The organism is Pseudomonas sp. RW409, from assembly GCF_003184125.1.
Taxonomy (GTDB): Bacteria; Pseudomonadota; Gammaproteobacteria; order Pseudomonadales; family Pseudomonadaceae; genus Aquipseudomonas; species Aquipseudomonas chlororaphis_I.
Genome location: NZ_QHHP01000021.1, coordinates 30,244 through 55,106, shown reverse-complemented (window position 1 = coordinate 55,106; position 24,863 = coordinate 30,244). Strand labels below are relative to the sequence as shown.

17 protein-coding genes are annotated in these 24,863 nt (G+C 64.7%); 11 read left to right on the top strand and 6 right to left on the bottom strand.

Translation table 11 applies throughout. From position 1 onward, the window contains the following. Positions 1-10 precede the first annotated feature (10 nt). Positions 11-2,641 carry a glucosidase gene (locus tag DK261_RS09025; RefSeq protein WP_110175605.1) on the top strand — a complete coding sequence of 877 codons (2,631 nt, stop codon included), beginning with the start codon at positions 11-13 and terminating at the stop codon, positions 2,639-2,641. A 126-nt stretch (positions 2,642-2,767) separates the two neighbouring features. On the opposite strand, the gene DK261_RS09020 is transcribed toward DK261_RS09025, so the two are convergent. Then, entirely contained in the window at positions 2,768-4,486 is a 1,719-nt protein-coding gene (locus tag DK261_RS09020; protein ID WP_110175604.1) for a hydrogenase maturation protein, read from the bottom strand. A gap of 301 nt (positions 4,487-4,787) precedes the next feature. Between DK261_RS09020 and DK261_RS09015 the strand changes: the two genes are divergently transcribed. The 8 genes from DK261_RS09015 (at position 4,788) to DK261_RS08980 (ending at position 18,146) form a co-directional block, all read left to right on the top strand. After that, complete coding sequence (locus DK261_RS09015) at positions 4,788-5,300, top strand: sigma-70 family RNA polymerase sigma factor (RefSeq protein WP_110175603.1); 513 nt, start codon at positions 4,788-4,790, stop codon at positions 5,298-5,300. Next, positions 5,297-6,250 (top strand): FecR domain-containing protein, encoded by a 954-nt coding sequence (locus tag DK261_RS09010; RefSeq protein ID WP_009049680.1) that lies wholly within the window; start codon positions 5,297-5,299, stop codon positions 6,248-6,250. The genes DK261_RS09015 and DK261_RS09010 overlap by 4 nt, the downstream gene beginning before the upstream one ends. 104 nt (positions 6,251-6,354) lie before the next feature. Then, positions 6,355-9,309 (top strand): TonB-dependent receptor, encoded by a 2,955-nt coding sequence (locus DK261_RS09005; protein ID WP_009049679.1) that lies wholly within the window; start codon positions 6,355-6,357, stop codon positions 9,307-9,309. A 139-nt stretch (positions 9,310-9,448) separates the two neighbouring features. Next, on the top strand, positions 9,449-12,343 hold the full coding sequence (locus DK261_RS09000; protein WP_009049678.1) for a TonB-dependent receptor: 2,895 nt from the start codon (positions 9,449-9,451) through the stop codon (positions 12,341-12,343). Positions 12,344-12,598: 255 nt separating this feature from the next. Beyond that, complete coding sequence (locus DK261_RS08995; RefSeq protein ID WP_110175602.1) at positions 12,599-14,452, top strand: extracellular solute-binding protein; 1,854 nt, start codon at positions 12,599-12,601, stop codon at positions 14,450-14,452. Further along, positions 14,439-15,503 carry a microcin C ABC transporter permease YejB gene (locus tag DK261_RS08990; protein ID WP_028682869.1) on the top strand — a complete coding sequence of 355 codons (1,065 nt, stop codon included), beginning with the start codon at positions 14,439-14,441 and terminating at the stop codon, positions 15,501-15,503. The genes DK261_RS08995 and DK261_RS08990 overlap by 14 nt, the downstream gene beginning before the upstream one ends. Then, positions 15,503-16,525, top strand: a complete 1,023-nt coding sequence (locus DK261_RS08985) for an ABC transporter permease (RefSeq protein WP_009049675.1) — start codon at positions 15,503-15,505, stop codon at positions 16,523-16,525. Before DK261_RS08990 ends, DK261_RS08985 begins: the two co-directional genes overlap by 1 nt. A 1-nt stretch (position 16,526) precedes the next feature. Continuing rightward, positions 16,527-18,146, top strand: a complete 1,620-nt coding sequence (locus DK261_RS08980) for an ABC transporter ATP-binding protein (protein ID WP_038633509.1) — start codon at positions 16,527-16,529, stop codon at positions 18,144-18,146. An 80-nt stretch (positions 18,147-18,226) separates the two neighbouring features. On the opposite strand, the gene DK261_RS08975 is transcribed toward DK261_RS08980, so the two are convergent. Beyond that, entirely contained in the window at positions 18,227-18,541 is a 315-nt protein-coding gene (locus tag DK261_RS08975) for an SCP2 sterol-binding domain-containing protein (RefSeq protein WP_007921837.1), read from the bottom strand. Between the two features lie 50 nt (positions 18,542-18,591). Next, a complete protein-coding gene (locus tag DK261_RS08970) occupies positions 18,592-19,302 on the bottom strand; it encodes a histidine phosphatase family protein (RefSeq protein WP_110175601.1) in 711 nt (236 codons plus the stop codon). A gap of 204 nt (positions 19,303-19,506) precedes the next feature. Here DK261_RS08970 and sohB point away from each other — a divergent pair, with 204 nt between their 5' ends. Beyond that, positions 19,507-20,529 (top strand): protease SohB, encoded by a 1,023-nt coding sequence (gene sohB / locus DK261_RS08965; RefSeq protein ID WP_016705360.1) that lies wholly within the window; start codon positions 19,507-19,509, stop codon positions 20,527-20,529. A gap of 197 nt (positions 20,530-20,726) precedes the next feature. On the opposite strand, the gene DK261_RS08960 is transcribed toward sohB, so the two are convergent. Next, entirely contained in the window at positions 20,727-21,221 is a 495-nt protein-coding gene (locus tag DK261_RS08960) for a DUF934 domain-containing protein (RefSeq protein WP_009049671.1), read from the bottom strand. Continuing rightward, positions 21,205-22,863 (bottom strand): nitrite/sulfite reductase, encoded by a 1,659-nt coding sequence (locus tag DK261_RS08955; protein ID WP_016705359.1) that lies wholly within the window; start codon positions 22,861-22,863, stop codon positions 21,205-21,207. The genes DK261_RS08960 and DK261_RS08955 overlap by 17 nt, the downstream gene beginning before the upstream one ends. 498 nt (positions 22,864-23,361) lie before the next feature. Between DK261_RS08955 and DK261_RS08950 the strand changes: the two genes are divergently transcribed. Beyond that, the gene (locus DK261_RS08950) at positions 23,362-24,459 is read left to right on the top strand and encodes an ABC transporter substrate-binding protein (RefSeq protein ID WP_009049669.1); all 1,098 of its coding nucleotides are present in this window, start codon (positions 23,362-23,364) and stop codon (positions 24,457-24,459) included. Between the two features lie 7 nt (positions 24,460-24,466). Here the strand turns inward: DK261_RS08950 and DK261_RS08945 are convergent, their stop codons facing one another. After that, positions 24,467-24,685, bottom strand: coding sequence for a DUF2970 domain-containing protein (locus DK261_RS08945; RefSeq protein WP_009049668.1), 219 nt, complete (start codon positions 24,683-24,685; stop codon positions 24,467-24,469). Positions 24,686-24,863: the final 178 nt, after the last annotated feature.

The following is a 24,863-nucleotide window of genomic DNA, read 5'->3' as shown; positions in this document are numbered from 1 at the left end:
GGACACCCCCATGACGGCAGCAGCGGCGGCAAGCATCCTCGAAACGATCGAAGGCCAGCGCCTCAATGGCCCGGCGGGCGAACCCTGGCGCGAGTGGGGGCCGTACCTGAGCGAGCGGCAATGGGGCACGGTGCGCGAGGACTACAGCGCCGATGGCGATGCCTGGGCCTACTTGCCCCACGACCATGCCCGCAGCCGGGCCTATCGCTGGGGCGAGGACGGGTTGGCGGGGTTCTCCGACAAGGCCCAGCACTGGTGCCTGGGGCTGGCCCTGTGGAATGAGCGCGACAGCATTCTCAAGGAGCGCCTGTTCGGCCTGAACAACGCCGAGGGCAATCACGGCGAAGACGTCAAGGAGCTGTATTTCTACCTCGACGGCGTGCCCAGCCATGCCTATATGCGCATGCTCTACAAATACCCGCAGGCGGCCTTTCCCTATGAAGACCTGCTGCGGGAGAACGCCCGGCGCGGTCTGGACGATACCGAGTACGAGATCCTCGACACCGGGGTGTTCGAAGATGATCGCTACTTCGACGTGACGGTGGAATACGCCAAGCACGCGGTCGATGACATCTTCATGCGGGTCACCGTGCACAATCGTTTTCATCAGCCGGCGCGCCTGCGGGTCTTGCCCCAGGTCTGGGCGCGCAACACCTGGAGCTGGGGCGGTGATTCGCGCAAACCGAGCCTGCGCCTGCTGGGCGAACAACTGCTGGCCCGGCATCCGCGCTGTTCGCCGATGCAGGTCACGGCCTGGGGGCCGGAGCCTTGCGAGTGGCTGTTCTGCAACAACGAAACCAACTTCCCGAAGCTCGATGGCCTCGCCACGCCCGGCCCGTTCAAGGACGGGATCAACGACTACCTGCTGGGAGGCGCCAGCACCGCCATTGCCCGCGACAGCGGAACCCGTGCTGCCGCCCACTTCACCCTGGAGCTGGCCGGGCTGGAGAGCAAAAGCCTGTACCTGCGTTTCGCCCCGGCCGGTTCGGCCCAGGTCAGCGCCCGAACCCTGTTCGAACAGCGGCGGGCCGAGGCCGACGAGTTCTACGCCGCGCTGCAACAGGGCATCGCCGATGCCGACGCGCGCAATGTCCAGCGCCAGGCCCTGGCCGGGCTGCTGTGGTCCAAGCAACTCTACGATTTCGACGTCAACCGCTGGCTCGACGGCGACCCCGGCCAGCCCCCGCCACCGGCATCCCACGCCCATGTGCGCAACAGCCATTGGCGGCACCTGGCGAACTTCGACATCGTGGCCATGCCCGACACCTGGGAATACCCCTGGTATGCCTCCTGGGACCTGGGTTTCCAGGCGGTGGCCCTGGCCTTGATCGATCCGGGGTTCGCCAAGCACCAACTGTTGCTGCTGGTCAAGGACCGCTTCATGCACCCCAATGGGCAGTTGCCGGCCTACGAATGGCGCTTCGACGACGCCAACCCGCCGGTGCACGCCTGGGCCAGCTGGCGGGTGTACCAGCGGGAAAAAGCCCTGACCGGCCAGGGCGACCTGGACTTTCTCGAGCGGATCTTCCACAAGCTGCTGCTGAACTTCTCCTGGTGGGTCAACCGCAAGGACGCCGAGGGGCGCAACCTGTTCCAGGGCGGTTTCCTCGGTCTGGACAACATCGCGCTGTTCGACCGCTCGGCACCCTTGCCGCCGGGCTACACCCTGGACCAGGCTGACGGCACCGCCTGGGTCGCGGCCTACGCCCTGGACCTGATGCGCATCGCCCTGGAACTGGCCAGGCGCAACCCGGTGTACGTGGACATCGCAGTGAAGTTCTTCGAACACTTCCTGTACATCGCCGGGGCCATCAACCGGCTGGACGACGGCGACGCAGGGCTATGGGACGATCAGGACCGGTTCTTCTACGACGTGCTGCATCGTCCCGACGGCGGCAACGAACCGCTGCGCCTGCGCTCCATCGTCGGCCTGATGCCGCTGTTCGCCGTGCAGGTGCTGGAACAGCATGAACACGAATGCCTGCCGGGGCTGCGCGAGCGCTTGCTGGGGTTCATGCACCATCGGCCGGACCTGGCCCGCCTGGTATCGCGCTGGAACGAACCGGGGCAGGGCAATCGCCTGTTGCTCGCGCTGTTGCGCGGCGAGCGCACCAAGGACCTGCTCAAGCGCATGCTCGACGAGGCCGAGTTTCTCTGTGACTTCGGCATTCGCTCACTGTCCAGAAACTTCGCCGAACACCCCTTCGCCCTGCAGGTCGACGGTCACCAACTGTGCGCCCGTTATGCGCCGGCCGATTCCGACTCACGACTGTACGGCGGCAACTCCAACTGGCGCGGGCCGTTGTGGATGCCGATCAATTACATGCTGATCGAATCGCTGCGCGAGTTTCATCGCTACTACGCCGACAACTTCTCGGTGGAATACCCCAGCGGTTCCGGCTACTTGGCGTCCCTGGAGGAAGTCGCCGACAGCCTGGGCCAGCGCCTGACCCGCCTGTTCCTGCGCGACGAGGACGGGCGCCGCCCGTCGATGTGCGCCTACGCGCAGTTGCAGGCCGATCCCCGGGACCGGGAGTTGCTGCTGTTTCACGAGTACTTCCACGGCGACACCGGCCGCGGCCTGGGAGCCAGTCACCAGACCGGCTGGACGGCGCTGGTGGCGTTGTTGTTGCAGCCTTAGCGGCAACGGGGGAGGGGGCGCTGCCTGGGTTACGGCAGCCTGTTCTTGTGCAACATCGTGGTGACTGTTTCACGGCCGCTGCGCGCCCGATCGCAGGCTGCGCCAGCGGCGACCACGATCAGCCGATCAGGCACTCAAGGTATCCGGTTGCGGCACGGCCCAGTCCTCGATCAACCGCTGCGGGGTGCAGCAGGTCTTGCGCTTGTAGACGAAACCGGCGCATTTCTCGGCGAAGCCGTGGCGGTTCTGCACCATGTCCAGGTGCATCTGTTCCAGCTCGGCGTTGCGGCAGTGCTGCATCAGTTGCGGGTCGGCATTGGCCTTGCGCTCGCGCAGGGCCTGGTACTTCGGCTCGGTCAGTACGGCGTTGGCCCGTTGCAGCAGCCACAGGCCGAATTCGTCGGGGCAGCGCGGGCCGACTTCCTGGACCATGCCCATCTGCAGGGCCTGGAAGGCGCTGATCGGCAGGCATTCCTCGGTGAGCTTGTGGGCCATGGCGTGGCCGACGGCGCGGGGCAGGCTGTAGGTCCAGTACTCCGAGCCGTACAGGCCCATGCTCTTGTAGTGCGGGTTGTAGACGGTATTGGCTCGGGCCAGCACCACATCGGCCGCCAGCGCCAGCATCAGGCCGCCGGCCCCGGCATTGCCGGTCAGGCCGCTGACCACCAGCTGGCGGGCGCTGAGCAGTTCCTTGCAGACGTCGTCGATGGCCTGGATGTTGTTCCAGGCTTCCAGGCCCGGCACCGGCGCGGCCTGGATCACATTGAGGTGCACGCCGTTGCAGAACGCGCCACGCCCGCCCTTGAACAGCAGCACTTTGGTGTCCCGAGCCTTGGCCCATTGCAGCGCGCTGACCAGGCGCTGGCAGTGCTCGGTGCTCATGGCGCCGTTGTAGAACTCGAAGGTCAGCTCGCCGACGTGGCCCGACTCGCGGTAGCGGATCGGCTGGTAGGCCTCGTCGCTGAACGGTTCGCTGGCGACCGACCAGTCCAGATGAGGCACGCCATCCAGTTGGCCGGCCAGCACATGGCGGGCCGGCAGCTTGAAGTGTTCGGTGCCCGGCCGGGCTTTGCGCTTGAGGGAGCCGATCCACAGGCTACGGTCGCCGCAGGCCACCAGCACAGCATCGTCGTGCACCGCCAGCAGTTCGCCGGGGATGCCGCTGCGGCTATCCAGGTGCGCGTCATACAGGTAGTACTGCCCGCCGGCGAGGCTGGCCAGGACTCCGGGCTGGCCGTCGGCGGCGTCGATGCAACGCTTGATGAAGATGGCGCTGTCGTGCCAGCTGAAGCTGCGGTCGTCCTGTTTCATGTTCGGTTGCAGGCGGCCGCGCACTTGCGGCTTGCTGTAGTCCAGGGGTACCGGGACGAAGTCGCTGCCGAATTTTTCCACCACATCGCGGATGCAGTAGATCGCCGCGTCGGCCACCGGCCCGTTGTACAGCTCGGACTTGCGCACCTGCGCCGGTATCTTGAATTCCCAGGTGGACCAGACCGGCCCGGCATCCATTTCTTCCACCGCCTGCAGGGCGGTGACGCCCCAGCGCTCGAGGTTGTTGCTGATGGCCCAGTCCAGGGCGCTGGCGCCGCGGTCGCCGACGATGCCCGGGTGAATGATGATCACCGGACGCGTCGGGTGGCGCCACAGTTGCTCGGGCACCCGGTCCTTGAGGAAGGGACAGATCACCAGGTCGGCGTCGGCCTGTTCGATCTGCCGGCAGACTTCGTCTTCATGGGTGAACAGCACCACGCTGGGGCGATGGCCGGACTGGCGCAGGTCCAGCCAGGCGCGCTGGGTGAGACCGTTGAAGGCGGTGGACAGCAGAATGATCTTCAGCGATTGCATAACGACTCTTCCTTGAAGGTGAAGCGGGGCCGGCCGTTCCGAAAGCCGTCCCTGGCCGATGGAGGCGCCAGAGTAGAGAGGAGCTTTGGGGGGACTGCTGACCGAGATCAATCAAGTGCGTCGTGCGGCGCGGCGAGTCGCTGGATTACATATATTCGTTAGTTAGCCTGGGTAAATTTTTAATTACTTCCAAATAGATTCAGCCCTGTTGCACAGTCGCTCCCCTAATCCTGGGTCGGCAAGGTCCCGACCCAGCCAGACGATTTCGAGAGGGGGGAGCTGTCTCGTGAGGGAGCAAGGCATGGGGGCGAATCGGAACCCGCATTACTCACTGATCGGGCAGATGTTCAAACGCGACTATCAGTGGCTGTGCGCCTCGGTGGGTCGCGTCCTGGGCTGCCATCACAGCGCCCAGGACATCGCCTCGGAAACCTTCGTGCGGGTGCTGGCCCTGCCGGACCCCACGGCCATCCGCGAGCCCCGGGCGCTGCTGACCACCATCGCCCGACGCCTGGTCTACGAAGGCTGGCGGCGCCAGGACCTGGAGCGTGCCTACCTGGAAAACCTGGCCCTGGCGCCGACGCCGGTGCACCCGTCACCCGAGGAGCGGGCGCTGGTGATCGAAGCGCTGCTGGCCGTGGACCGCTTGCTCAACGGCCTGTCGGCCAAGGCCAAGGCGGCCTTTCTCTACCATCAGCTCGACGGCCTGACCTACGCCGAAATCGGCCAGCAGCTGGGGGTGTCCACCAGTCGCGTCCAGCAGTACATGGCCGAGGCGTTCAAGCGCTGTTATCAGGCGATGGTCGACGCATGAGCCGTCCACGCGCGAACGAGGCGCTGGTGGATGAAGCCGCGCAATGGATGGCACGCCTGCAATCGGGGCAGATGAATGCCCAGGAACATCAGGCATTCCACGACTGGCGCGCCGCCGACCCCCAGCATGAGCAGATCATCGCGCTGATGGGCGGCGGCCTGGGGGCGCTGCGCAGCCAAGCCTTGCGCAACCTGTCCCGCGACAGCCTGCTGCACAGCCTGAATGCGCCGTCGAGCCGCCGGCGTTTTATCGGCGGCAGCCTGAGTGTGATGGCCCTGGCCTTGGCCGAGACCTTGCTCGGCCGGCGCTACAACCTGTTGCCCGAGGCGGGCGCCCTGTACACCGGCACTGGCGAGCGCCGCGACTTCACCCTGGCCGACGGCAGTGCGCTGACCCTCAATGCCCGCAGCCAGGTCGTGACCTGTTTCGATGCCCGGCAGCGGCTGTTGCAACTGCGCAATGGCCAGTTGCTGGTGGACGTGGCCAAGGACCCGCAACGGCCCTTCGTGGTGGAAACCGAACACGGGCGCATGCGTGCCCTGGGCACGAAGTTCCTGGTGGAGCGCGGTGAGGACTGGACGCGCCTGGTGATGTTGCATTCGCAAGTCGAGGTGCTTACCGCCAGTGGCACGCGGCAGCTGGTAGAGGCCGGCGAAAGCCTGCGTTTCGACAGTCAGCGCCTGTTGCTGCTGGAGCGTGCCAAGGGCCATGAAAGCGCCTGGACCTCGGGGATGTTCGAGGCCCGCGACCGGCCCCTGAGCGAGGTGATCGACAGCTTGCGTAGCTACCGGCGCGGCATCATCCGCCTCAGCCCCCAGGTCGCCGACCTGCACCTGAGCGGCATCTATCCGCTGGACGACAGCGACCGCAGCCTGCAATTGCTCGAGCGTTCGCTGCCGATCCGCGTCAGCTACCACAGCCCGTACTGGGTCAGCATCGAGCCGCGCTGAAGGGCGCGGTTATAACCCCATAACCCCTTGGCCTAACCGCCGCCCTATAAAAACCCGTCAGTCGCTGCTCATTCCCTGCAACCGCATCCAACAGGGAATTGCTCATGCACTCATCGATCCTTTCCAATCCGCCACGCCGGCCATTGGCGCGCCTGTCACTGGCGTTGGCCCTGGCCCTCGGCACTTATGGCAGCGCCGCCTGGGCCCAGCAGGCAGGCGCTCAGCAGATCGAGCCCAGGCCGATCACCTTCGACATTTCCGCCGGCCCGCTGGACGAGGTGCTGCTGGATATCTCGCGGCAGAGCGGGGTGCCGATTTCCTTCAGCCAGGACCTGGTGCAGGGCAAGCGCAGCCCGGCCATCCGTGGCGCCCTGGGCGGCCAGCAGGCGGTGGACAGGGCCCTGCAAGGCACTGGCCTGGAGGCCCAGCACAGCGAGCAGGGGCTGACCATTCGCAATGCTCCGGCCAGCGCCAAGGCCAGTCCTAAAGTCAGCACCGTGGCGCCGGCTCGCGCGGCGGACCCGCAGCTGGAAAAAGTCACGGTGACCGGCTCGCGCATCGCCCGCGCCCAGTCCGACGGCGCTACTCCGGTGAACGTCATCACCCACGAGGAGATGGAGGCCCGCGGTTACCGCAACGTCTACGACGCCCTGGCGACCCAGACGCAAAACACCGGCATGACCCAGGGCGAGGACTACGGCAACACCTTCCAGCCCGCCGCCAGCGCCCTCAACCTGCGGGGGCTGGGGCCCAACCACACACTGGTGCTGATCAACGGCCGGCGGGTCGCGGACTATCCGACGGCCTATGGCGGCCAGGTCAACTTCACCAACCTGGCCAACATCCCTTCGGCGATCATCGACCGCATCGAGGTTCTCAGCAGCGGCGCCTCGGCGATCTACGGCTCCGATGCGATCGCCGGGGTGGTCAATATCATCCTCAAGGAGAAGGCCAGCGGCATCGACGTCAACCTGCGTGGCGGCACCACCGAGCGTGGCGGCGGCGACAACCAGCGCCTGCAGATCAGCGGCGGTGGCAGCTGGGGAGATTTCGATGGCCTGTTCGGCCTCGAGCTGACCCATCGCCAGCCGATCTGGGCCGACGATCGCGGTTTCATGGACCGCGGGCCGGCCTTGGACGTGGGCTACCGGCGCAACCTCGACAGCGGCAAGTACATCGGCCCCGGCTGCGGCGCTTACTCCGGAATCTTTGGCAACCACCTCAGCGGCAGCGGCGGGCGCTGCACCACCGACCAGGTCTACAACGATTACTGGACCTTGCAGACGCAGAAGGAAAACTACGACGGCTACACCCGTGGCACCTGGCATTTCAGCGACAGCGGCAAGGTCTTCGCCGACCTGATGTATGGCCTGGACCATATCCAGAACAACACCCGCGGGCCGAGCTTCACCTCGCCGGATTTCATCAACCAGAACACGGGCAACCTGGAGCGCTGGTCCCGGCGTTTCTCCGAGGAGGAAATCGGCGGCCGCACCAGCAACAACAGCAAGTGGCGCGACACCTCCTGGACCGGCACCCTGGGCCTGTCCGACCGGATCGCCGATACCGCCTGGAGCTATGAGCTGGCGGCCAACCGCTCGGAGTACCGCAGCGTGCGCACCACGCGCTATACGCCGTCGGCCACTATCCGCGATTTCTACCTGGGGCCGCAGCTGGGCGAGCAGGGCGGTTATCCGCTGTTCGCCCCGGATGCCTCGCGCCTTGACCGGCCGCTGACCGAGGAGGAGTGGCGACAGTTTCGCCGCAACCTGACCCAGACCAGCAAGTCGGTGTCGCAGAGCTATAACGCCTCGCTCAACGGCGAGCTGTTCGACTTGCCGGCCGGGCCGGTGGGCTTCGCCGGCATCCTCGAGCTGGGCAAGCAGGAGTACCGCATCGACCAGGACGACGGGCTCAACGACGGCAGTTTCTACGGCACCACGCCGGCGCAGAGTTCCGGTGGCTCGCGCAAGCGCTATGCCGCCGGCGGCGAGTTCAGCGTGCCGATCAGCGACAGCCTGCTGGCGTCGCTGGCGGGACGTTGGGACCAGTACAAATTCAGCGGCCGCACCGAGCAGCAGAAGACCTACAACCTCGGCCTGGAGTGGCGCCCGTTGAACAGCCTGCTGTTGCGCGGCAGCTACGGCACCAGCTTCCGCGCGCCGGACCTGAACTACATCTACCAGGCCGACACCAACGGCTATGTGCCGGACCAGATCGACTACTACGGTTGCAGCCAGGGCGTGGAGGGCGCCTGCGATCGCGGGCGGGTGGACTACACCCAGAGCGGCACCGCCGACCTCAAGTCCGAGCGGGGCAAGTCCTGGACCTACGGTTTTGTCTGGTCGCCGTCGCGCAACTTCGATGTGTCGGTGGATTACTGGCGCGTGCAGATCGAAGACCTGCTGACCACCGTCGACCAGAACCGCCTGTTGCAGGAAGAGAATGCCTGCCGCAGTGGTGCCATGGACATCAACTCGGCCAGTTGCCAGGCGACCCTGGCGCGGATCCAGCGCAACCCGGGCACCGCCGCGGTGGACCCGAACCGCTTGCAGCGGGTGCAGATCAATGCGATCAACGCCGCCAGCGAACGGGTCAGCGGGCTCGACCTGAAAAGCAATATCCGCTGGGGCGCCGGGGAATACGGGGCCTTCAGTTCGACCCTGGGCTACACCCTGGTCCTCTCGCATTTCTACAAGGAATCGGACGACGCGCCGACCCAGGACTGGCGCGTGGACCGCAGCAATCACGACTGGCGCAGCAAGGTCAACGCCAGCCTGACCTGGGATTACCAGCACTACACTGCGACCCTGCTGGGCATCCGCTATGGCAGCGTCACCAACGGCAACTCGGACGGGCGCCTGTCGCCCTGGACCGTGTTCAACGCCAGCGCCCGCTACAAGGTCAACGACCGCGCCAGCGTCGGCCTGACCGTCAACAATCTGCTGAACCAGGTCAAGCGCGACGACTCCGGCGGCTGGCCGTACTACCCCACCGGCAACTACGACCCCTATGGCCGGCAGTGGTGGCTGGATGTGAGCTATCACTTTGGCGGTTGATCCCCTCGTCGGAGGCCTCTTCCTACGGGGGGATGATGAACTGGCATAAGCTCATCACCCAACGGTCTAGATCGGCCTCTATAAAAACCGCCCGGCCGTTGCACATCCCTGCATACACCTAATGCAGGGATGGTTGTCCATGAGTCTGTTCGTACCCCATAGATCCCCTTTGAGTCTGGCCTTGCTGGCGACGCTGAATGTGTTGCCGGCCTGGGCCGCGACCACTCCGTTCAATCTGCCCGCGGGGCCGCTGGACCAGACCTTGCTGCAGATTTCCCGGCAGACCGGCCTGCCGATTTCCTTCGAGCAGAAGCTGGTGAGCGGCCGTTATGCGCCGGCGATCCAGGGCCAGCTCGAGCAGCGCCAGGCGCTGACCCTGGCCTTGCAGGACAGCGGCCTGAAGGAGCAGCAGGACACCCAGGGCGTGACCATCACGGCGGACGCCAGCACGGCCAGCAGCGCCGCGACATTTGCCGAGCCCACCACCCAGCTGCAGCGAGTGGAAGTGACCGGCACCGCGATCCGCCGGGTCGATGCCGAGACCGCGGTACCGGTCACTGTGCTGCAGGTCGAGAAGCTGCGCGAGCAGGGCGTGACCACCACCGAAGAGCTGATCAACCGGATTTCCGCCAACCAGTCCTCGGTCGGTTCCGGACGTTCGGTGGGCTCCAGCAGCGGCGGGGCGGCCTATGCCGACCTGCGCGGCATAGGCCCGAACAAGACCCTGGTGCTGCTCAACGGCCGGCGCCTGAGCAACAACGCGACCAATGCCATCAACGGCTCCGGGGTCGACCTCAACACCATTCCCTTCGCCGCCATCGACCGGGTCGAGGTGCTGCGCGACGGCGCGTCCGCGCTGTACGGCACCGACGCCATCGGCGGGGTGATCAACTTCATCACCAAGAAGAGCCTGACCCGCGGCCAGGTCAGCACCCGCTACGACACCCCGAGCCATTCCGGCGGTGGCCAGAGCAAGAACTTCAGCGGTAGCTGGGGCATCGGCGACCTGGAGGAAGACCGCTTCAACGTGTTCGGCGTGGTCAGCTACGACAAGCAGGAGCGCCTGGCCGCCAAGGACCGCGGCTACACCTACAACTATCAGCCGGGCCGCGGCCTGGACTACACGTCCGGCACCGCCTCGCCGGCCAACTGGAGCCAGGGCGCCAATGCCACCAACCCGCTGGCCGGTTCCGGCTGCAACGCACCGGGCTTGCTGTCGCGCAACGGCATTTGCCGCCAGAGTCTGTGGAGTTACCTGGACCTGGTGCCGGAAACCGAAAAGACCTCGGCCTTCGCCAAGGCCACCGGCAAGCTCAGCGACGATCACAACGTCAGCCTCGAATACTTCTGGGCGCGCAACGAGAACCGCACCCAGATCGGCCCCGGCACCCTGATGGGCAACCAGGTCAACCCGGGCACCGCGTTCTATCCGGGCAATGGCATCACCCCGGGGCCGAGCGGCTTTGCCCTCGACCCGACGCAACCGGTGGCGGCCAATTGGCGGGAAACCGATGTCGGCGCCCGCCGCCATGAGGACGACAACACCGGCCAGCGCCTGCTGCTGAGTTTCGACGGCAGCGCGGCGGGCTGGGACTACAACATCGGCGCCTCGTACAACCAGAACAAGGTGGTCAGCACCATTCGCAGCGGCTACGTGAACGATGTGGCGGTATCCCAGGGCATCGCCAATGGCGTGATCAACCCCTTCGGCCCGCAGACCGCGGCGGGCAGCGCGCTGTTGGCGGCCAATACGGTGGACGGCGATTACGCCACGGCGGTCGGGCGGGTCAAGGCCATCGACGGCCGGGTCAGCCGCGAGATCGGCGACTGGTTCGGCTCGGGCCCCTCGGCCCTGGCCCTGGGCGGCGAGTACCGCAAGGAGGACTTCCACCAGGATTTCGCCCAGTTCGCCGGCAATGTGCAGAGCCTGGGCATCGACCCCAACGGCAGCGTGTCGGGCGACCGCAGCGTGCAGGCGCAATATGCCGAACTCAACGTGCCGGTGCTCGACAGCCTGGAGCTGACGGCGGCGATCCGGCATGACAAATACAGCGACTTCGGCAGCACCACCAACCCCAAGTATTCGTTCCGCTTCCAGCCGTTCAAGGAGCTGGTGCTGCGCGGCGCCTACAGCGAAGGTTTCCGCGCGCCGTCGCTGTACGAACTGTACAACCCGACCTTTACCACCTTCACCAACGCCAACTACAACGACCCACGGCTGTGCCCCGGCGGTACCCCGGCCAATGGCGGGATCGGCAACCGCGACTGCGCCCAGCAGTTCAACCGCAGCACCGGCGGCAACACCGAGCTGAAGCCGGAGACCGCGCGCAACGTGACATTCGGCTTCGTCTATCAGCCGTTCGACCGGCTCAACGCCGGGCTGGATTTCTGGTGGATCAAGCTCGCCAACCAGATCGCCGAGTTTCCCGAATCGGCGCCGTTCGACAACCCCGACCTGTACGCCGATCGGCTGGTGCGCAAGGCCGACGGCTCCATCGATCACGTGGTCACCGGCATGGCCAACCTGGGCAAGCTCAAGACCAGCGGGGTCGACGTCAGCCTCGACTACCGCCTGCCGGCCACTGCCTGGGGCGAGTTCGGCCTGGGGCTGCAAGGTACCTACGTCACTCGCTACGACTACCAGCAACAGCTCAAGGGCGAGTACATCGACAAGCTGGGGGACTTTCGCGGCGGCGACTTCGCCTCGGCCGGAGCGGTGGCGCGCTGGCGCCACAGCCTGACCGCGACCTGGAACCAGGGGCCGCTGGGCGCGACCCTGACCAACCGCTACACCAGCGGTTACCACGACTCCGATCGCGACAGCCATAACCGCGTCGGCTCCTACAACGTCTGGGACCTGGCCGGCACCTACACCTGGCGCCAGGCCCTGGGCGTGACCCTCGGGGTGAAGAACCTGTTCGACCGCGAGCCGCCGTTCAGCAACCAGACCTACACCTTCCAGAGCGGCTACGACCCACGCTATTCGGACCCGTTCGGACGGACCTTGTACACCCGGCTCAGTTACAACTTCTGAGTCGACTGGCAATAAAGGGTCCGGACGCTTTTTAGTAACCAATGGTTCTAAAACCCGCTCTATAAAAATGCTCGGCCAGTTGCACAAGACAGGCAGGAGCGGGGTGTTCCGGGTGGAAGGGTTCGGGCAGGAGTCAGGGCTGAGCAGGCGATTGTGATCGCGGCAAGTCGCGCACGCTGTAGGCGCGAGGCTTGCCCGCGCTGAGGTCATCTATTCATCCCGGATCCCTGCTTCTGTTCAAAGAGGCATCATTCCATGCTGTTGCAACGCACCTTGCTGTTCTGGCTCTGCCTGCTGCCGAGCCCCGTGCTGCTGGCCGCCGTGCAACCGTCGCTGACGGTCTACGGCGAAGCTCCCAAATATCCCGCCGGCTTCCAGCACTTCGACTACGTCAACCCGGACGCGCCCAAAGGCGGCAGCCTGCGCCGGTCCTCCCTGGAAAGCGGGCCTTTCGATCATCTGATTCCCTACATCGACAAAGGCACCGGCGTGGCCGATATCGACGGCTGGCTGTACGCGCCGCTGGCCTATCGCTCCAAGGATGAGCCCTACACCGTGTACGGCCTGGTGGCCGAGGGCCTGGAGCTGGCACCGGACCGTTCCTGGCTGCGCTTTTACCTCAACCCGAAGGCGCGCTTTGACGATGGCAGCCCGATCACCGCCCAGGACGTGCGCTACACCTTCGAGCTGCTGATGACCCAGGGCAGCTTCAAGTACCGCCAGCAGTTCGCCGATGTCGCCGAGGTGCAGGTGGAGTCGCCGACCCGGGTGCGTTTTGTGTTCAAGAACAGCGAGAGCCGCACCTTGCCCCTGGACCTGGCGTCGTTGCCGGTGTTGCCCGAGCACTGGTGGCGCGGCCGCAATTTCGCCGACGGCGGCGGCTTCGAAGCGCCGCTGGGCAGCGGGCCGTACCGGGTGAGCGCGGTGGACGCCGGGCGCAGCGTCGACTTCGAGCGGGTCAGGGACTGGTGGGGGCAGGACCTGCCGGTGGCCCGTGGGCGCTACAACTTCGATCGGCTGCGGGTGGAGTTCTTCGCCGACACCGATGTGTCGCGGCAGATCCTCAAGGCCGGCGGCTACGACTACAACCGCGAGTTCTCTGCCACCGGCTACACCATCGGTTATGCCGGCGCCGCCCTGGAGCAGGGGCGCCTGGTGCGTGAACACCTGGCGCCGGGTTCGGCCCTGGGCGCCCAGGGTTTCATCTTCAACCTGCAGAAACCGCAGTTCCAGGACCGCCGGGTGCGCCAGGCGATCGCCATGCTCTGGGATTTCGAGTGGAGCAACCGGCAGATGATGCGCAGCCTGTACCTGCGCCAGCAGAGCTTCTTTTCCCACAGCGAACTGGCGGCAGCGGCGCTGCCGGACGCTGACGAGTTGAAGATCCTCGAACCCTGGCGCGGGCAGGTTCCCGAGGAGGTCTTTAGCCAGGTGTTCCAGGCACCACGCACCGACGGCAGCGGGATCATCCGCCCGCAACAGTTGCAGGCCCTGAAGCTGCTGGAACAGGCGGGCTGGAAACCCCAGGGCGACCAGTTGCGCAACGCCGCCGGCGAGCCCCTGCGTTTCACCTTTCTCAACGGCCAGAAAGGCCTGGAGCGTTTGCTGCTGCCGTTCAAGCGCAACCTGGCGCAGATCGGCATCGGCTTCGATATCCGCCAGGTCGACACCGCGCAATACACCAACCGCGTGCGCAGCCGCGACTACGACATGATCATCGCCGCCTACCCGGTGTCCCAGGCGCCGGGGCGCGAGCTGTTCAACTACTTCGGGTCGGTGAGCGCCGACGACCCGGGCTCGAACAACTACATGGCGCTGCGCGACCCGGCGGTGGACGGGCTGATCAGCGCCCTGGTGCAGGCCGACAGCCGTGCCAGCATGCTGGCCCACGCTCGGGCCCTGGACCGGGTGTTGCAGTGGGGCTACTACTGGATCCCCAACTACTACCCGCCGGGCATTTCCTCGGTGTGGTGGAACCGCTTTGGCCGGCCGGCCATCGCGCCGCTATACGACGCCGGGCTCGACACCTGGTGGGAGGTCAGCCCACAAGCGCTGACCCTGAGCCAGATGCGCCAACGTCGCGGGGAGGCTGTCCATGCTGGCTTATAGCGCGCGGCGTCTGCTGCTGATCGTGCCGACCCTGCTGTGCATCCTGCTGGTAAACTTCGTCATCGTCCAGGCGGCGCCCGGCGGCCCGGTGGAGCAGGCCATCGCCCGTCTGCAAGGCATTGGCGGCGCCTCGGCGGTGGGCGGCGGGCACGTGGAAACGGTGGGCGGAGAGTCCCGCGCCACCCGTGGCCTGGACCCCAAGCTGCTGGCCGATATCGAGCGCCAGTACGGCTTCGACAAACCCGCCGGCGAGCGTTTGTGGCTGATGCTCAAGCGTTATGCGCGGCTGGATTTCGGCGACAGCTTCTTTCGTGGCGCCAAGGTCACCGAGCTGATCGCGCAGAAGTTGCCGGTGACTTTGTCGCTGGGCTTGTGGGCGACGCTGATCACCTACCTGGTGTCGATCCCCCTGGGGATTCGCAAGGCCATCCATGACGGCTCGGCCTTCGATGTCTGGAGCAGCGCGGCGATCGTTATCGGTTATGCGATGCCGGGGTTCCTGTTCGCCCTGTTGCTGATCGTGGTGTTCGGCGGCGGCACTTTGCTCGACTGGTTCCCGGTACGCGGGCTGGTTTCGGAGAACTTCGCCCAGCTCTCGGCCTGGGGCAAGGTCGCCGATTACTTCTGGCATTTGGTGCTGCCGGTCAGCGCCCTGGTGATCGGCGGCTTCGCCACCTTGACCCTGCTGACCAAGAACAGCTTTCTCAACGAGATCTCCCGCCTGTATGTGGTCACCGCGCGGGCCAAGGGCCTGAGCGAGCGGCAGGTGCTGTACGGCCATGTGTTTCGCAACGCCATGCTGCTGGTGGTCGCGGGCTTGCCCCAGGCCCTGGTCAATGTGTTCTTCGGCGGCTCGCTGCTGATCGAGGTGATCTTCTCCCTCGATGGCCTGGGGCGCCTGAGCTACGACGCCGCGGTGTCGCGGGATTACCCGGTGGTATTCGGCTCGCTGTTCATCTTCACCCTGTTCGGTCTGCTGATAAAACTGCTCGGCGACCTGTGCTACACCCTGGTCGATCCGCGCATCGACTTCAGTGCAAGGAGCGCCTGATGTTGACCTTGTCTCCCATAGGCTTGCGGCGCTGGCAGCGCTTCAAGTCCCACCGGCGCGGCTGGTGGTCTTTGTGGCTGTTCATCGCGTTGTTCGCCTTGACCCTCGGCGGTGAGCTGATCGCCAACGACAAGCCCTTGCTCGTGGCTTACCAGGGCCAGTGGTATTTCCCGGTGTTCAAGCGTTACACCGAACAGCAGTTTGGCGGCGAGCTGCCGTTCCAGCCGGATTACCGCAGCGCTGCGGTGCGCCAGCTGATCGAAGGGCAGGGCGGCTGGCTGCTGTTCGCGCCCATTCCTTTCGCCTTCGACACGGTCAACTACGACCTGACGGAGCCGGCGCCCAGCCCGCCCTCGGTGCAGAACTGGCTGGGCACCGACGACCAGGCCCGGGACGTGCTGGCGCGGGTGATCTTCGGCACCCGGGTGTCGCTGCTGTTCGCCCTGGCGCTGACCGCCGCCAGTGCGCTGATCGGCATCGCCGCCGGCGCCCTGCAAGGCTATTACGGCGGCTGGATCGACCTGTTGGGGCAGCGCCTGCAGGAGGTCTGGTCGGGGCTGCCGGTGCTGTATCTGTTGATCATTCTTTCGGGGTTCGTCGAGCCGAATTTCTGGTGGCTGCTGGGGATCATGACGCTGTTTTCCTGGCTGACCCTGGTGGATGTGGTGCGCGCCGAGTTCCTGCGCAGCCGCGGCCTGGAGTACGTCAAGGCGGCGCGGGCCCTGGGCGTCGGCGATACCCAGGTGATGCTGCGGCACATCCTGCCCAACGCCATGAGCGCCACCCTGACGTACCTGCCGTTCATTCTCACTGGGGCCATCGCCACCCTGTCGGCCCTGGACTTCCTGGGCTTCGGCATGCCGGCCGGCAGTGCCTCCCTGGGCGAGTTGATCGGCCAGGGCAAAAGCAATCTGCAGGCGCCCTGGCTGGGGCTGACGGCGTTTTTTGCCCTGGCGCTGATTCTGTCGTTGCTGGTGTTTATCGGCGAAGCCTGCCGTGACGCCTTTGATCCGAGGCATTGAGATGAGTGAGCGACTGATTGAACTGCGCGACCTGCGGGTGGCGTTCAAGGCCACTGAGGTGGTGCATGGCATCGACCTGGAGATCCGTCCCGGTGAGTGCCTGGCGTTGGTGGGCGAGTCCGGCTCCGGCAAGTCGGTGACGGCCCACAGCCTCCTGCAATTGCTGGATCCGGGCTGCACGCGTATCGCCGGCAGCATCCGTTATCGCGGCGAAGAGCTGCTCGGCGCCAGCCCGGCGCGTTTGCGCCAGCTGCGCGGCAACCGTATCGCGATGATCTTCCAGGAGCCCATGAGCTCGCTGAACCCGCTGCATAGCCTGGAGCGGCAACTGGGGGAAACCCTGCGCCTGCACAAGGGCATGGCCGGTACCCAGGCCCGCGAACGGATCCTGGAGCTGCTGCGCCTGGTGGGCATCCAGCAGCCGGAGCAGCGCTTGAGGGCCTACCCCCATCAGCTCTCCGGCGGCCAGCGCCAGCGGGTGATGATCGCCATGGCCCTGGCTTGCGAGCCGGAACTGCTGATCGCCGACGAGCCGACCACCGCCCTGGATGTCACGGTGCAACGCAAGATCCTGCTGCTGCTCAAGGACCTGCAACAGCGCCTGGGCATGGCCTTGCTGCTGATCAGCCACGACCTCAACCTGGTGCACAGCATCGCCCAGCGGGTGGCGGTGATGCGTGCCGGGGAGATCGTCGAAACGGCTGGCTGCGAGCAACTGTTCGCTGATCCGCAACATCCCTACAGCGTCCAGTTGTTGAATGCCGAGCCCGGCGGCCAGGCGCTGCGCTGCGGGCCCAGCGAGACCCAGCTGGCGGTGGACGGGCTGAAGGTCTGGTTCCGTCAGGGCGGTGGCTGGCTGCGTCCCAGGCGTTACCTGAAGGCGGTGAACGGCATCGACCTGCAACTGCAACGGGGCAAGACCCTGGGCATTGTCGGTGAGTCTGGCTCGGGCAAGTCGACCCTGGGCCAGGCGATCCTGCGGCTGATCGAGTCCGAAGGCAGCATCCGCTTCAAGGGCCAGGACCTGCAAAGTCTCGACGGCAAACAGCTGCGGCCATTGCGTCGGCAGTTGCAAGTGGTGTTTCAGGATCCGTTCGGCAGCCTCAGCCCGCGCCTCAGCGTGCAGCAGATCATTGCCGAAGGTTTGCTGGTGCACAGCGAGCTGAATGCGCAGCAGCGCGAGCAGGCGGTGATCAAGGCCTTGCAGGAGGTCGGCCTCGACCCGGCCAGCCGCCATCGCTACCCCCATGAATTCTCCGGCGGCCAGCGTCAGCGCATCGCCATTGCCCGCGCCCTGGTGCTCAAGCCGGAACTGATCCTGCTCGACGAACCCACTTCGGCCCTCGACCGCACGGTGCAGAAACAGGTGGTGGCGCTGCTGCGCCGCCTGCAGCAGGAACACGGCCTGACCTACCTGTTCATCAGCCACGACCTGGCCGTGGTGCGGGCGCTGGCCCATGACCTGATCGTGATGAAGGACGGCGAAGTGGTGGAGCGCGGCGAGACCGATCAGCTGTTCGCCTCGGCACGGCACCCTTATACCCGGGAGCTGTTGATGGCGTCCTCGGTCATGACGGCAGCTACCGGCTTGCCGCTGGCCGAGCCCTTTGGTGCGGGCTGAAAGCACGGGCCTGAAACGACGAATCCCGCCAGAAGGCGGGATTCGTGGGCAAACAAGGGCTTCCCTGGGGAAGCGCTTACTTAGGCCGGGAACAGTTCGCTGAGCTTCATCGCCAGCATCATGTCGCCTTCGGCGCGCAGCTTTCCGCCCATGAAGGCCTGCATGCCGTCGGTTTCGCCGCTGACGATGCCTTGCAGGGTTTCGCCGTCCATTACCAGCGTGACCTGGGCGTCCGGGTTCTCGCCTTCCTTGAGCTCGCAGGTGCTGTCTTTGACGATCAGCGAGAAGTTCTTGGTGTCATCGATGCGGAAACCGAAAACCAGGTCCAGGCCGGCAGCGGCAGCTGGGTTGAACTTGGCTTTCATGGCTTGTACGGCGTCGGCTACGGAGGTCATGGTTCGATCCTTTTATGGGTTGTTACAGCAAGGGTCACAGTGATCCGGACTCAGCGGAAAGTGATGAGTTCCGGGGCCTTCAGCAGCTGCAGGTGGGCATGGCTGTTGAAGGAAGCCAGGGCGACCTCGCGACCGCGAAACTTCAGCAGGTTGAGCGAGGTATTGACGATTTGCCAATTCAGTTCGAAGGCCTGGGCGGCAGGCATCCGGGTAATCAGGTGGAGCAGGGCGGTGATGGTGCCGCCGGAGGTGAACACGGCGATTTTCTGGGTGTTGTCGGCCTGTTCCAGAATCCGCTGCAGGCCGGCCTGCACCCGCTCGACGAATCCCAGCCAGCTTTCCAGCCCCGGTGGATCGTAGGTGCCGGCCAGCCAGCGGTCGATGATCAGGGCGAAGATTCTTTGGAATTCGGCGCGGTTCTGCGCGGTGTTGCGCAGGATGTCCAGGGCGTCGGGCTCCTCGGACAACATGGCGGGCAGCAAGGCACGGATCACCGCGTCGGCATCGAATTCGTTGAACGCCGAATCGGTTTCCAGGATCGGCGTGGGCAGGCCCGCGGCGCTGAACTGTTGCAGGGTGGAGTTGGCGGTGTGTTGCTGGCGGCGCAGGTCGCCAGCCAGGCAGCGGTCGAAGTTCACCCCCAGTTCGACCAGGTGTTGACCGAGCACTTCGGCCTGGCGCACACCCGTGGTCGAGAGGACGTCGTAGTCGTCCGCACCGAAGGAGGCCTGGCCATGTCGAATCAGATAGATGCTGCCCACGTCCGCGTCATCCCGGTACGTTGAAAGTTTTGCGAGGTTATGAGGATGCCGGTGAGCTGTCAATGAAAAAACATACGCTTGTTTGAAATGCCCGTTAGAGCACGGTAACAGGAGGTTTCGCGACTGGCCGACGCCTGGCTGCGCCGGTATGCTGGAGCCATTCCGCCACGTGTTGGCAGTGATGCACGTCTTTAAGGAGTCCCTGTGGAGTTTCTCTCCGAGTACGCCAGTTTCCTGGCCAAAACCGTCACCCTGGTCATCGCCATCCTGGTGGTGCTGATCACCGCTGCCTCGCTGCGCAGCAAAGGCCGGCGCAAGGGCGCCGGGCAGTTGCATGTGAGCAAGCTCAACGATTTCTACAAAGGCCTGCGCGAGCGTCTGGAGCAGAGCCTGCTCGACAAGGACCAGCTCAAGGCGCTGCGCAAGTCCGAGGCCAAGGCCGAGAAAAAACACAAGAAGCAGCACGAGGAAAAGCCGCGGGTGTTCGTGCTGGATTTCAGCGGCGACATCAAGGCTTCGGCCACCGAGGGGCTGCGCCACGAAATCACCGCGCTGCTGAGCCTGGCCACGCCCAAGGACGAAGTGGTGCTGCGCCTGGAAAGTGCCGGCGGCATGGTGCACAGCTACGGGCTGGCCTCGTCGCAACTGGCGCGGATTCGCCAGGCCGGCGTGCCGTTGACGGTGTGCATCGACAAGGTCGCGGCCAGCGGCGGCTACATGATGGCGTGCATCGGCGAGAAGATCATCAGCGCGCCGTTCGCCATCCTCGGCTCGATCGGCGTGGTGGCGCAGCTGCCGAACGTCAACCGCCTGCTGAAAAAGCACGACATCGACTTTGAAGTGCTGACCGCCGGCGAATACAAACGCACCCTGACCGTGTTTGGCGAAAACACCGAAAAGGGCCGGGAGAAATTCCAGGAAGACCTGGACGTCACCCATCAGTTGTTCAAGAACTTCGTTTCCCGTTATCGGCCGCAACTGGTCATCGACGAGGTGGCCACCGGTGAAGTTTGGCTGGGTGTCGCGGCGCAGGAGAAAAAGCTGGTCGACGAGTTGAAAACCAGTGACGAATACCTGGCCGAACGCGCCAAGAGCGCCGAGCTGTTCCACCTGCACTACGCCGAGCGCAAGAGCCTGCAGGAGCGGGTCGGGCTGGCGGCCAGCGGTTCTATCGACCGTGTGCTGCTGACCTGGTGGAGCCGCCTGACCCAGCAGCGTTTCTGGTAAGGCCGTTGCGGCCTCCTGTAGGAGCGAGCTTGCTCGCGATGGAGGTTGCAGCACCACGTTTCTCTGGAGTTCGTGTTGTCTTGAGGTTTATCGCGAGCAAGCTCGCTCCTACAGGGGCGGGCAGCGCGTTAAAGATGGCAGACACAAAAAAGCCCTGAACCGGTTTCCCGGTCCAGGGCTTTTTGTTGGCGCGGCGTTTAGCGGCGACGGAACAGCGGTAGCGGTTCGTCGGTGGCGGCCTGGTAGGTCACGGAGAAGTCCTTGAGGCTTTCCAGGGCTTCGTACGGATCCTTGTCGGCGCGCAGGGCGTAGGCGTCGAACCCGCAGCGGCGCAGGTAGAACAGCTGGTCGCGCAAGATGTCGCCGATTGCCCGCAGCTCGCCCTTGAAGCCGTAACGGTCACGCAGCAGGCGGGCGTTGGAGTAGTTGCGGCCGTCGGTGAAGGCCGGGAAGTTCAGGGCGATGACCTGGAAGTGCTGCACGTCATCGCCGATCTCTTCGGCTTCTTCATCGCTGTCCAGCCACACGCCCAGGCCGCCGTCGCGGGCCTTGAGGGCATGAGCGTGCTCGCGCCACAGGGCCAGCGGCACGATCAGGTCGTCGCAGTTGGAAATGCCGTCGAGGGTCGCGTCCTTGGGCAGCAGGTGCCAGGTTTCGTCGATGACCTCGTTGTTCTTAATTATTCGCTGCATAGACGCGCTCCTTGAAGAGGTCGATGCCAATACGTTGGTAGGTGTCGATGAAGCGCTCGTCTTCGGTACGTTGTTCCACGTACACGTCGATCAGCTTCGAGATCACGTCGGGCATGTCGTCCTGGGCGAAGGACGGGCCGAGGATCTTGCCCAGGCTGGCGTCGCGGCTGGCGCTACCACCGAGGGAAACCTGATAGAACTCTTCACCTTTCTTGTCCACGCCGAGGATGCCGATGTGGCCCACGTGGTGGTGGCCGCAGGCGTTCATGCAGCCGGAAATGTTCAGGTCCAGCTCGCCGATGTCGAACAGGTAGTCCAGGTCGTCGAAACGGCGCTGGATGGATTCGGCGATCGGGATCGACTTGGCGTTGGCCAGGGAGCAGAAATCACCGCCCGGGCAGCAGATAATGTCGGTCAGCAGGCCGATGTTCGGCGTGGCGAAACCTTGCTCGCGCAGCTCGCCCCACAGGGTGAACAGCTGGCTCTGCTCGACGTCGGCGAGAATCACGTTCTGCTCGTGGGAGGTGCGCAGCTGGCCGAAGCTGTAGCGGTCGGCCAGGTCGGCGATGCCGTCCAGCTGCTTGTCGGTGACGTCGCCCGGGGCTACGCCGGTGGGTTTCAGCGACAGGGTCACGGCGACATAACCCGGCTTCTTGTGGGCCAGGGTGTTGCGCGTGCGCCAGCGGGCGAAGCCCGGATATTGTTTGTCGAGCTCGGCCAGTTCGGCGTCCTGGTTGACCAGTGCCTTGTAGTCCGGATCGACGAAGTGCTTGGCCACCCGATGCACTTCGGCTTCGGTCAGGGTGGTCTGGCCGCCGCGCAGGAAGGTCATTTCCGCTTCGACTTTCTCGGCGAACACCTCTGGGGTCAGGGCCTTGACCAGGATCTTGATCCGCGCCTTGTACTTGTTATCGCGCCGGCCGTAGCGGTTGTAGACCCGCAGGATGGCGTCGAGGTAGCTCAACAGGTCCTGCCACGGCAGGAACTCGTTGATGAAGGCGCCAACCACCGGGGTCCGGCCCAGGCCGCCACCGACCAGGACCCGGAAGCCCAGCTCGCCAGCGGCGTTGTACACCGGCTCCAGGCCGATGTCGTGGACTTCGATGGCCGCGCGGTCCGAGGTCGAACCGTTGATGGCGATCTTGAACTTGCGCGGCAGGTAGGCGAACTCAGGGTGGAAGGTGGTCCACTGACGGACGATTTCACACCAGGGGCGCGGGTCGATCAGCTCATCGGCGGCGACGCCGGCGAACTGGTCGGTGGTGACGTTGCGCAGGCAGTTGCCGCTGGTCTGGATGGCGTGCATCTGCACGGTCGCCAGCTCAGCCAGGATGTCCGGGATGTCTTCCAGCGCCGGCCAGTTGAACTGCACGTTCTGCCGGGTACTGATGTGGGCGTAGCCCTTGTCGTAGTCGCGAGCGATCCTGGCCATCATCCGTGCTTGGCGCGAAGTCAGCTGGCCATAAGGCACCGCCACCCGCAGCATCGGGGCAAAACGTTGGATATAGAGGCCATTCTGCAGGCGCAGAGGGCGGAATTCTTCTTCGCTCAGCTCGCCTGCCAGATAGCGCCGGGTCTGATCACGGAACTGCTTGACGCGGTCCTCGATGATCCGCTGATCGTACTCGTCGTATACGTACATATAGATCCTGTTCTCAGGCTTATCAGGTGACGCAGAGGCGGATGTCACCCAAGAAATTCTGCGCGCACGGCCGCGCACTCCCAACGGAGCCGGGCGAAGATACCAGTTTGCAGTTATGCGCAAAAGTGATGTTTGAGTATATGCAAAGAACCAAAACGACTAACGGTATCCGGCCGGCTCAAACCCACATTTGTGGTGAGGGCAATCCTCGACTTAACTGTGCTCGAGTCTTTGTGCAGTCACCGATAAAACCGACAAGAGGCGATGCTATGAGCAATCCAACCAAGGCAAGGAAAAGCGACAGCGCTGTCGATGCTTGGGCCATTCTCTTTCTGATCATTCTGGTCGTGGGAACGGCGGTGTTCTGGGTCAGTCATCAATAGTTGCGGTCGAGCGACGAACAGAGTCCGAATTGTCTGTGGGAAATGACGATTTGCCGACATTGGCCAGTATTTTGCCAGTTATACTGCGGGGCAATATTCCGGGACTCTGGTCGCAATGTTCAAGGCGTTTGATAAGTGTCTGCTGCTGGTGCTGCTTGTACTGAGTCCAGCGTTCTGGGCCATGGCCCATGCCACCTCGGTGGTGTTTTTGAACCCGGGCCATTCCACTGAAACCTTCTGGGTCGGTTATTCACAGTTCATGCAGGCCGCGGCCAACGACCTCGGCCTGGATCTGCGCGTGCGTTATTCGCAGCGCGATTCGCAAACCACCATCCGCCAGGCCCGGGAAGCCCTGCAGGGCCCGGACCGGCCGGATTACCTGGTGGTGGTCAACGAGCAATATGTCGCGCCGGAGATCCTGCGCTTGTCCCAGGGCAGCGGGGTGAAGCTGTTCGTCGTCAATAACGCGCTGACCAGCGATCAGCAACGCTTGCTGGGCGATCGCCAGAGTCGTTATCCCGACTGGATCGGCAGCATGATCGCCAACGACGAGGAAGCTGGCTACCTGATGCTCAAGGAGCTGATCCGTCGTCACGGTCCGTTAGCCCCAGGGCAGTACATCGACCTGCTGGCGTTCTCGGGAGTGAAGAACACCCCGGTGGCGCAATCCCGTGAGCAGGGCCTGCAACGAGCGCTGGCCGAGCATCCCGAGGTGCGGCTACGGCAACTGGTGTATGGCGAGTGGAATCGCCAGCGCGCCTTTGAGCAGGCCCAGCAGTTGCTCAAGCGCTATCCGCAGACGCAATTGATCTGGTCGGCCAACGACGAGATGGCCCTGGGGGCGATGGAGGCGCTGGAACAGCAGGGGCGGCGACCGGGCAAGGAGGTGCTGTTCAGTGCCCTGAACAGCTCGCCACAGGCCTTGCAGGCGTTGATCGACGGACGCCTGACGGCGCTGATCGCCGGGCATTTCACCCTGGGGGGCTGGGCGATGGTGGTGCTCAACGATGATGCCCGGGGGCTGAACCCTGCGGCCTATGGTGGCCCGAGCTGGCAGCTTGATGTGTTCCAGCTATTGGACAAGGTCCAGGCGCAGCGCTTGCTGGATCTACAGGGTTCGCAGCAATACGGTGTGGACTTTCGCGGGTTGTCGGCCGAGGGCAAGCCGGCCGGCTACCGTTATCCCTTCTCGCTGAATCTGTTGTTGCACTGACAGGCGTTCAAAGCCCCGCCAGGTGCACGACCAGCTTGACGATACCGAACAGGGTCAAGGCAAACACCGCAGTGAACAGAATGCCCAGGATCACGAAATGGCTGGGCTTGCCGTGGGTAAAGTCGCGCTTGCGGTTCTTGCCGCTCTGTACGCCAAAGGCGGCAGCGGCGACGCTTTGCAGCATCTGCCAAAGGGTCGGCGGCTTGTTGTTGATGGGGTCGTCCATAAATCCCTCGACACAAGTGAGTGTAGGGAAAGCATAGACAATTTTCGCGTAGCTCCTGCCCATACACCCTGTAGGAGCGAGCTTGCTCGCGATCAAAACGTCAAGACAACGCGATTCTTCAGATTCACCGCGTCATCGTTGGCGTTCATCGCGAGCAAGCTCGCTCCTACAGTGGGGG

Bases quoted from the DNA above. Each gene is read 5' to 3' on its own strand.
- DK261_RS09025 (WP_110175605.1), top strand. From the start codon at position 11: ATGACGGCAGCAGCGGCGGCAAGCATCCTCGAAACGATCGAAGGCCAG.
- DK261_RS09020 (WP_110175604.1), bottom strand. From the start codon at position 4,486: ATGCAATCGCTGAAGATCATTCTGCTGTCCACCGCCTTCAACGGTCTC.
- DK261_RS09015 (WP_110175603.1), top strand. From the start codon at position 4,788: ATGGGGGCGAATCGGAACCCGCATTACTCACTGATCGGGCAGATGTTC.
- DK261_RS09010 (WP_009049680.1), top strand. From the start codon at position 5,297: ATGAGCCGTCCACGCGCGAACGAGGCGCTGGTGGATGAAGCCGCGCAA.
- DK261_RS09005 (WP_009049679.1), top strand. From the start codon at position 6,355: ATGCACTCATCGATCCTTTCCAATCCGCCACGCCGGCCATTGGCGCGC.
- DK261_RS09000 (WP_009049678.1), top strand. From the start codon at position 9,449: ATGAGTCTGTTCGTACCCCATAGATCCCCTTTGAGTCTGGCCTTGCTG.
- DK261_RS08995 (WP_110175602.1), top strand. From the start codon at position 12,599: ATGCTGTTGCAACGCACCTTGCTGTTCTGGCTCTGCCTGCTGCCGAGC.
- DK261_RS08990 (WP_028682869.1), top strand. From the start codon at position 14,439: ATGCTGGCTTATAGCGCGCGGCGTCTGCTGCTGATCGTGCCGACCCTG.
- DK261_RS08985 (WP_009049675.1), top strand. From the start codon at position 15,503: ATGTTGACCTTGTCTCCCATAGGCTTGCGGCGCTGGCAGCGCTTCAAG.
- DK261_RS08980 (WP_038633509.1), top strand. From the start codon at position 16,527: ATGAGTGAGCGACTGATTGAACTGCGCGACCTGCGGGTGGCGTTCAAG.
- DK261_RS08975 (WP_007921837.1), bottom strand. From the start codon at position 18,541: ATGACCTCCGTAGCCGACGCCGTACAAGCCATGAAAGCCAAGTTCAAC.
- DK261_RS08960 (WP_009049671.1), bottom strand. From the start codon at position 21,221: ATGCAGCGAATAATTAAGAACAACGAGGTCATCGACGAAACCTGGCAC.
- DK261_RS08955 (WP_016705359.1), bottom strand. From the start codon at position 22,863: ATGTACGTATACGACGAGTACGATCAGCGGATCATCGAGGACCGCGTC.
- DK261_RS08950 (WP_009049669.1), top strand. From the start codon at position 23,362: ATGTTCAAGGCGTTTGATAAGTGTCTGCTGCTGGTGCTGCTTGTACTG.
- DK261_RS08945 (WP_009049668.1), bottom strand. From the start codon at position 24,685: ATGGACGACCCCATCAACAACAAGCCGCCGACCCTTTGGCAGATGCTG.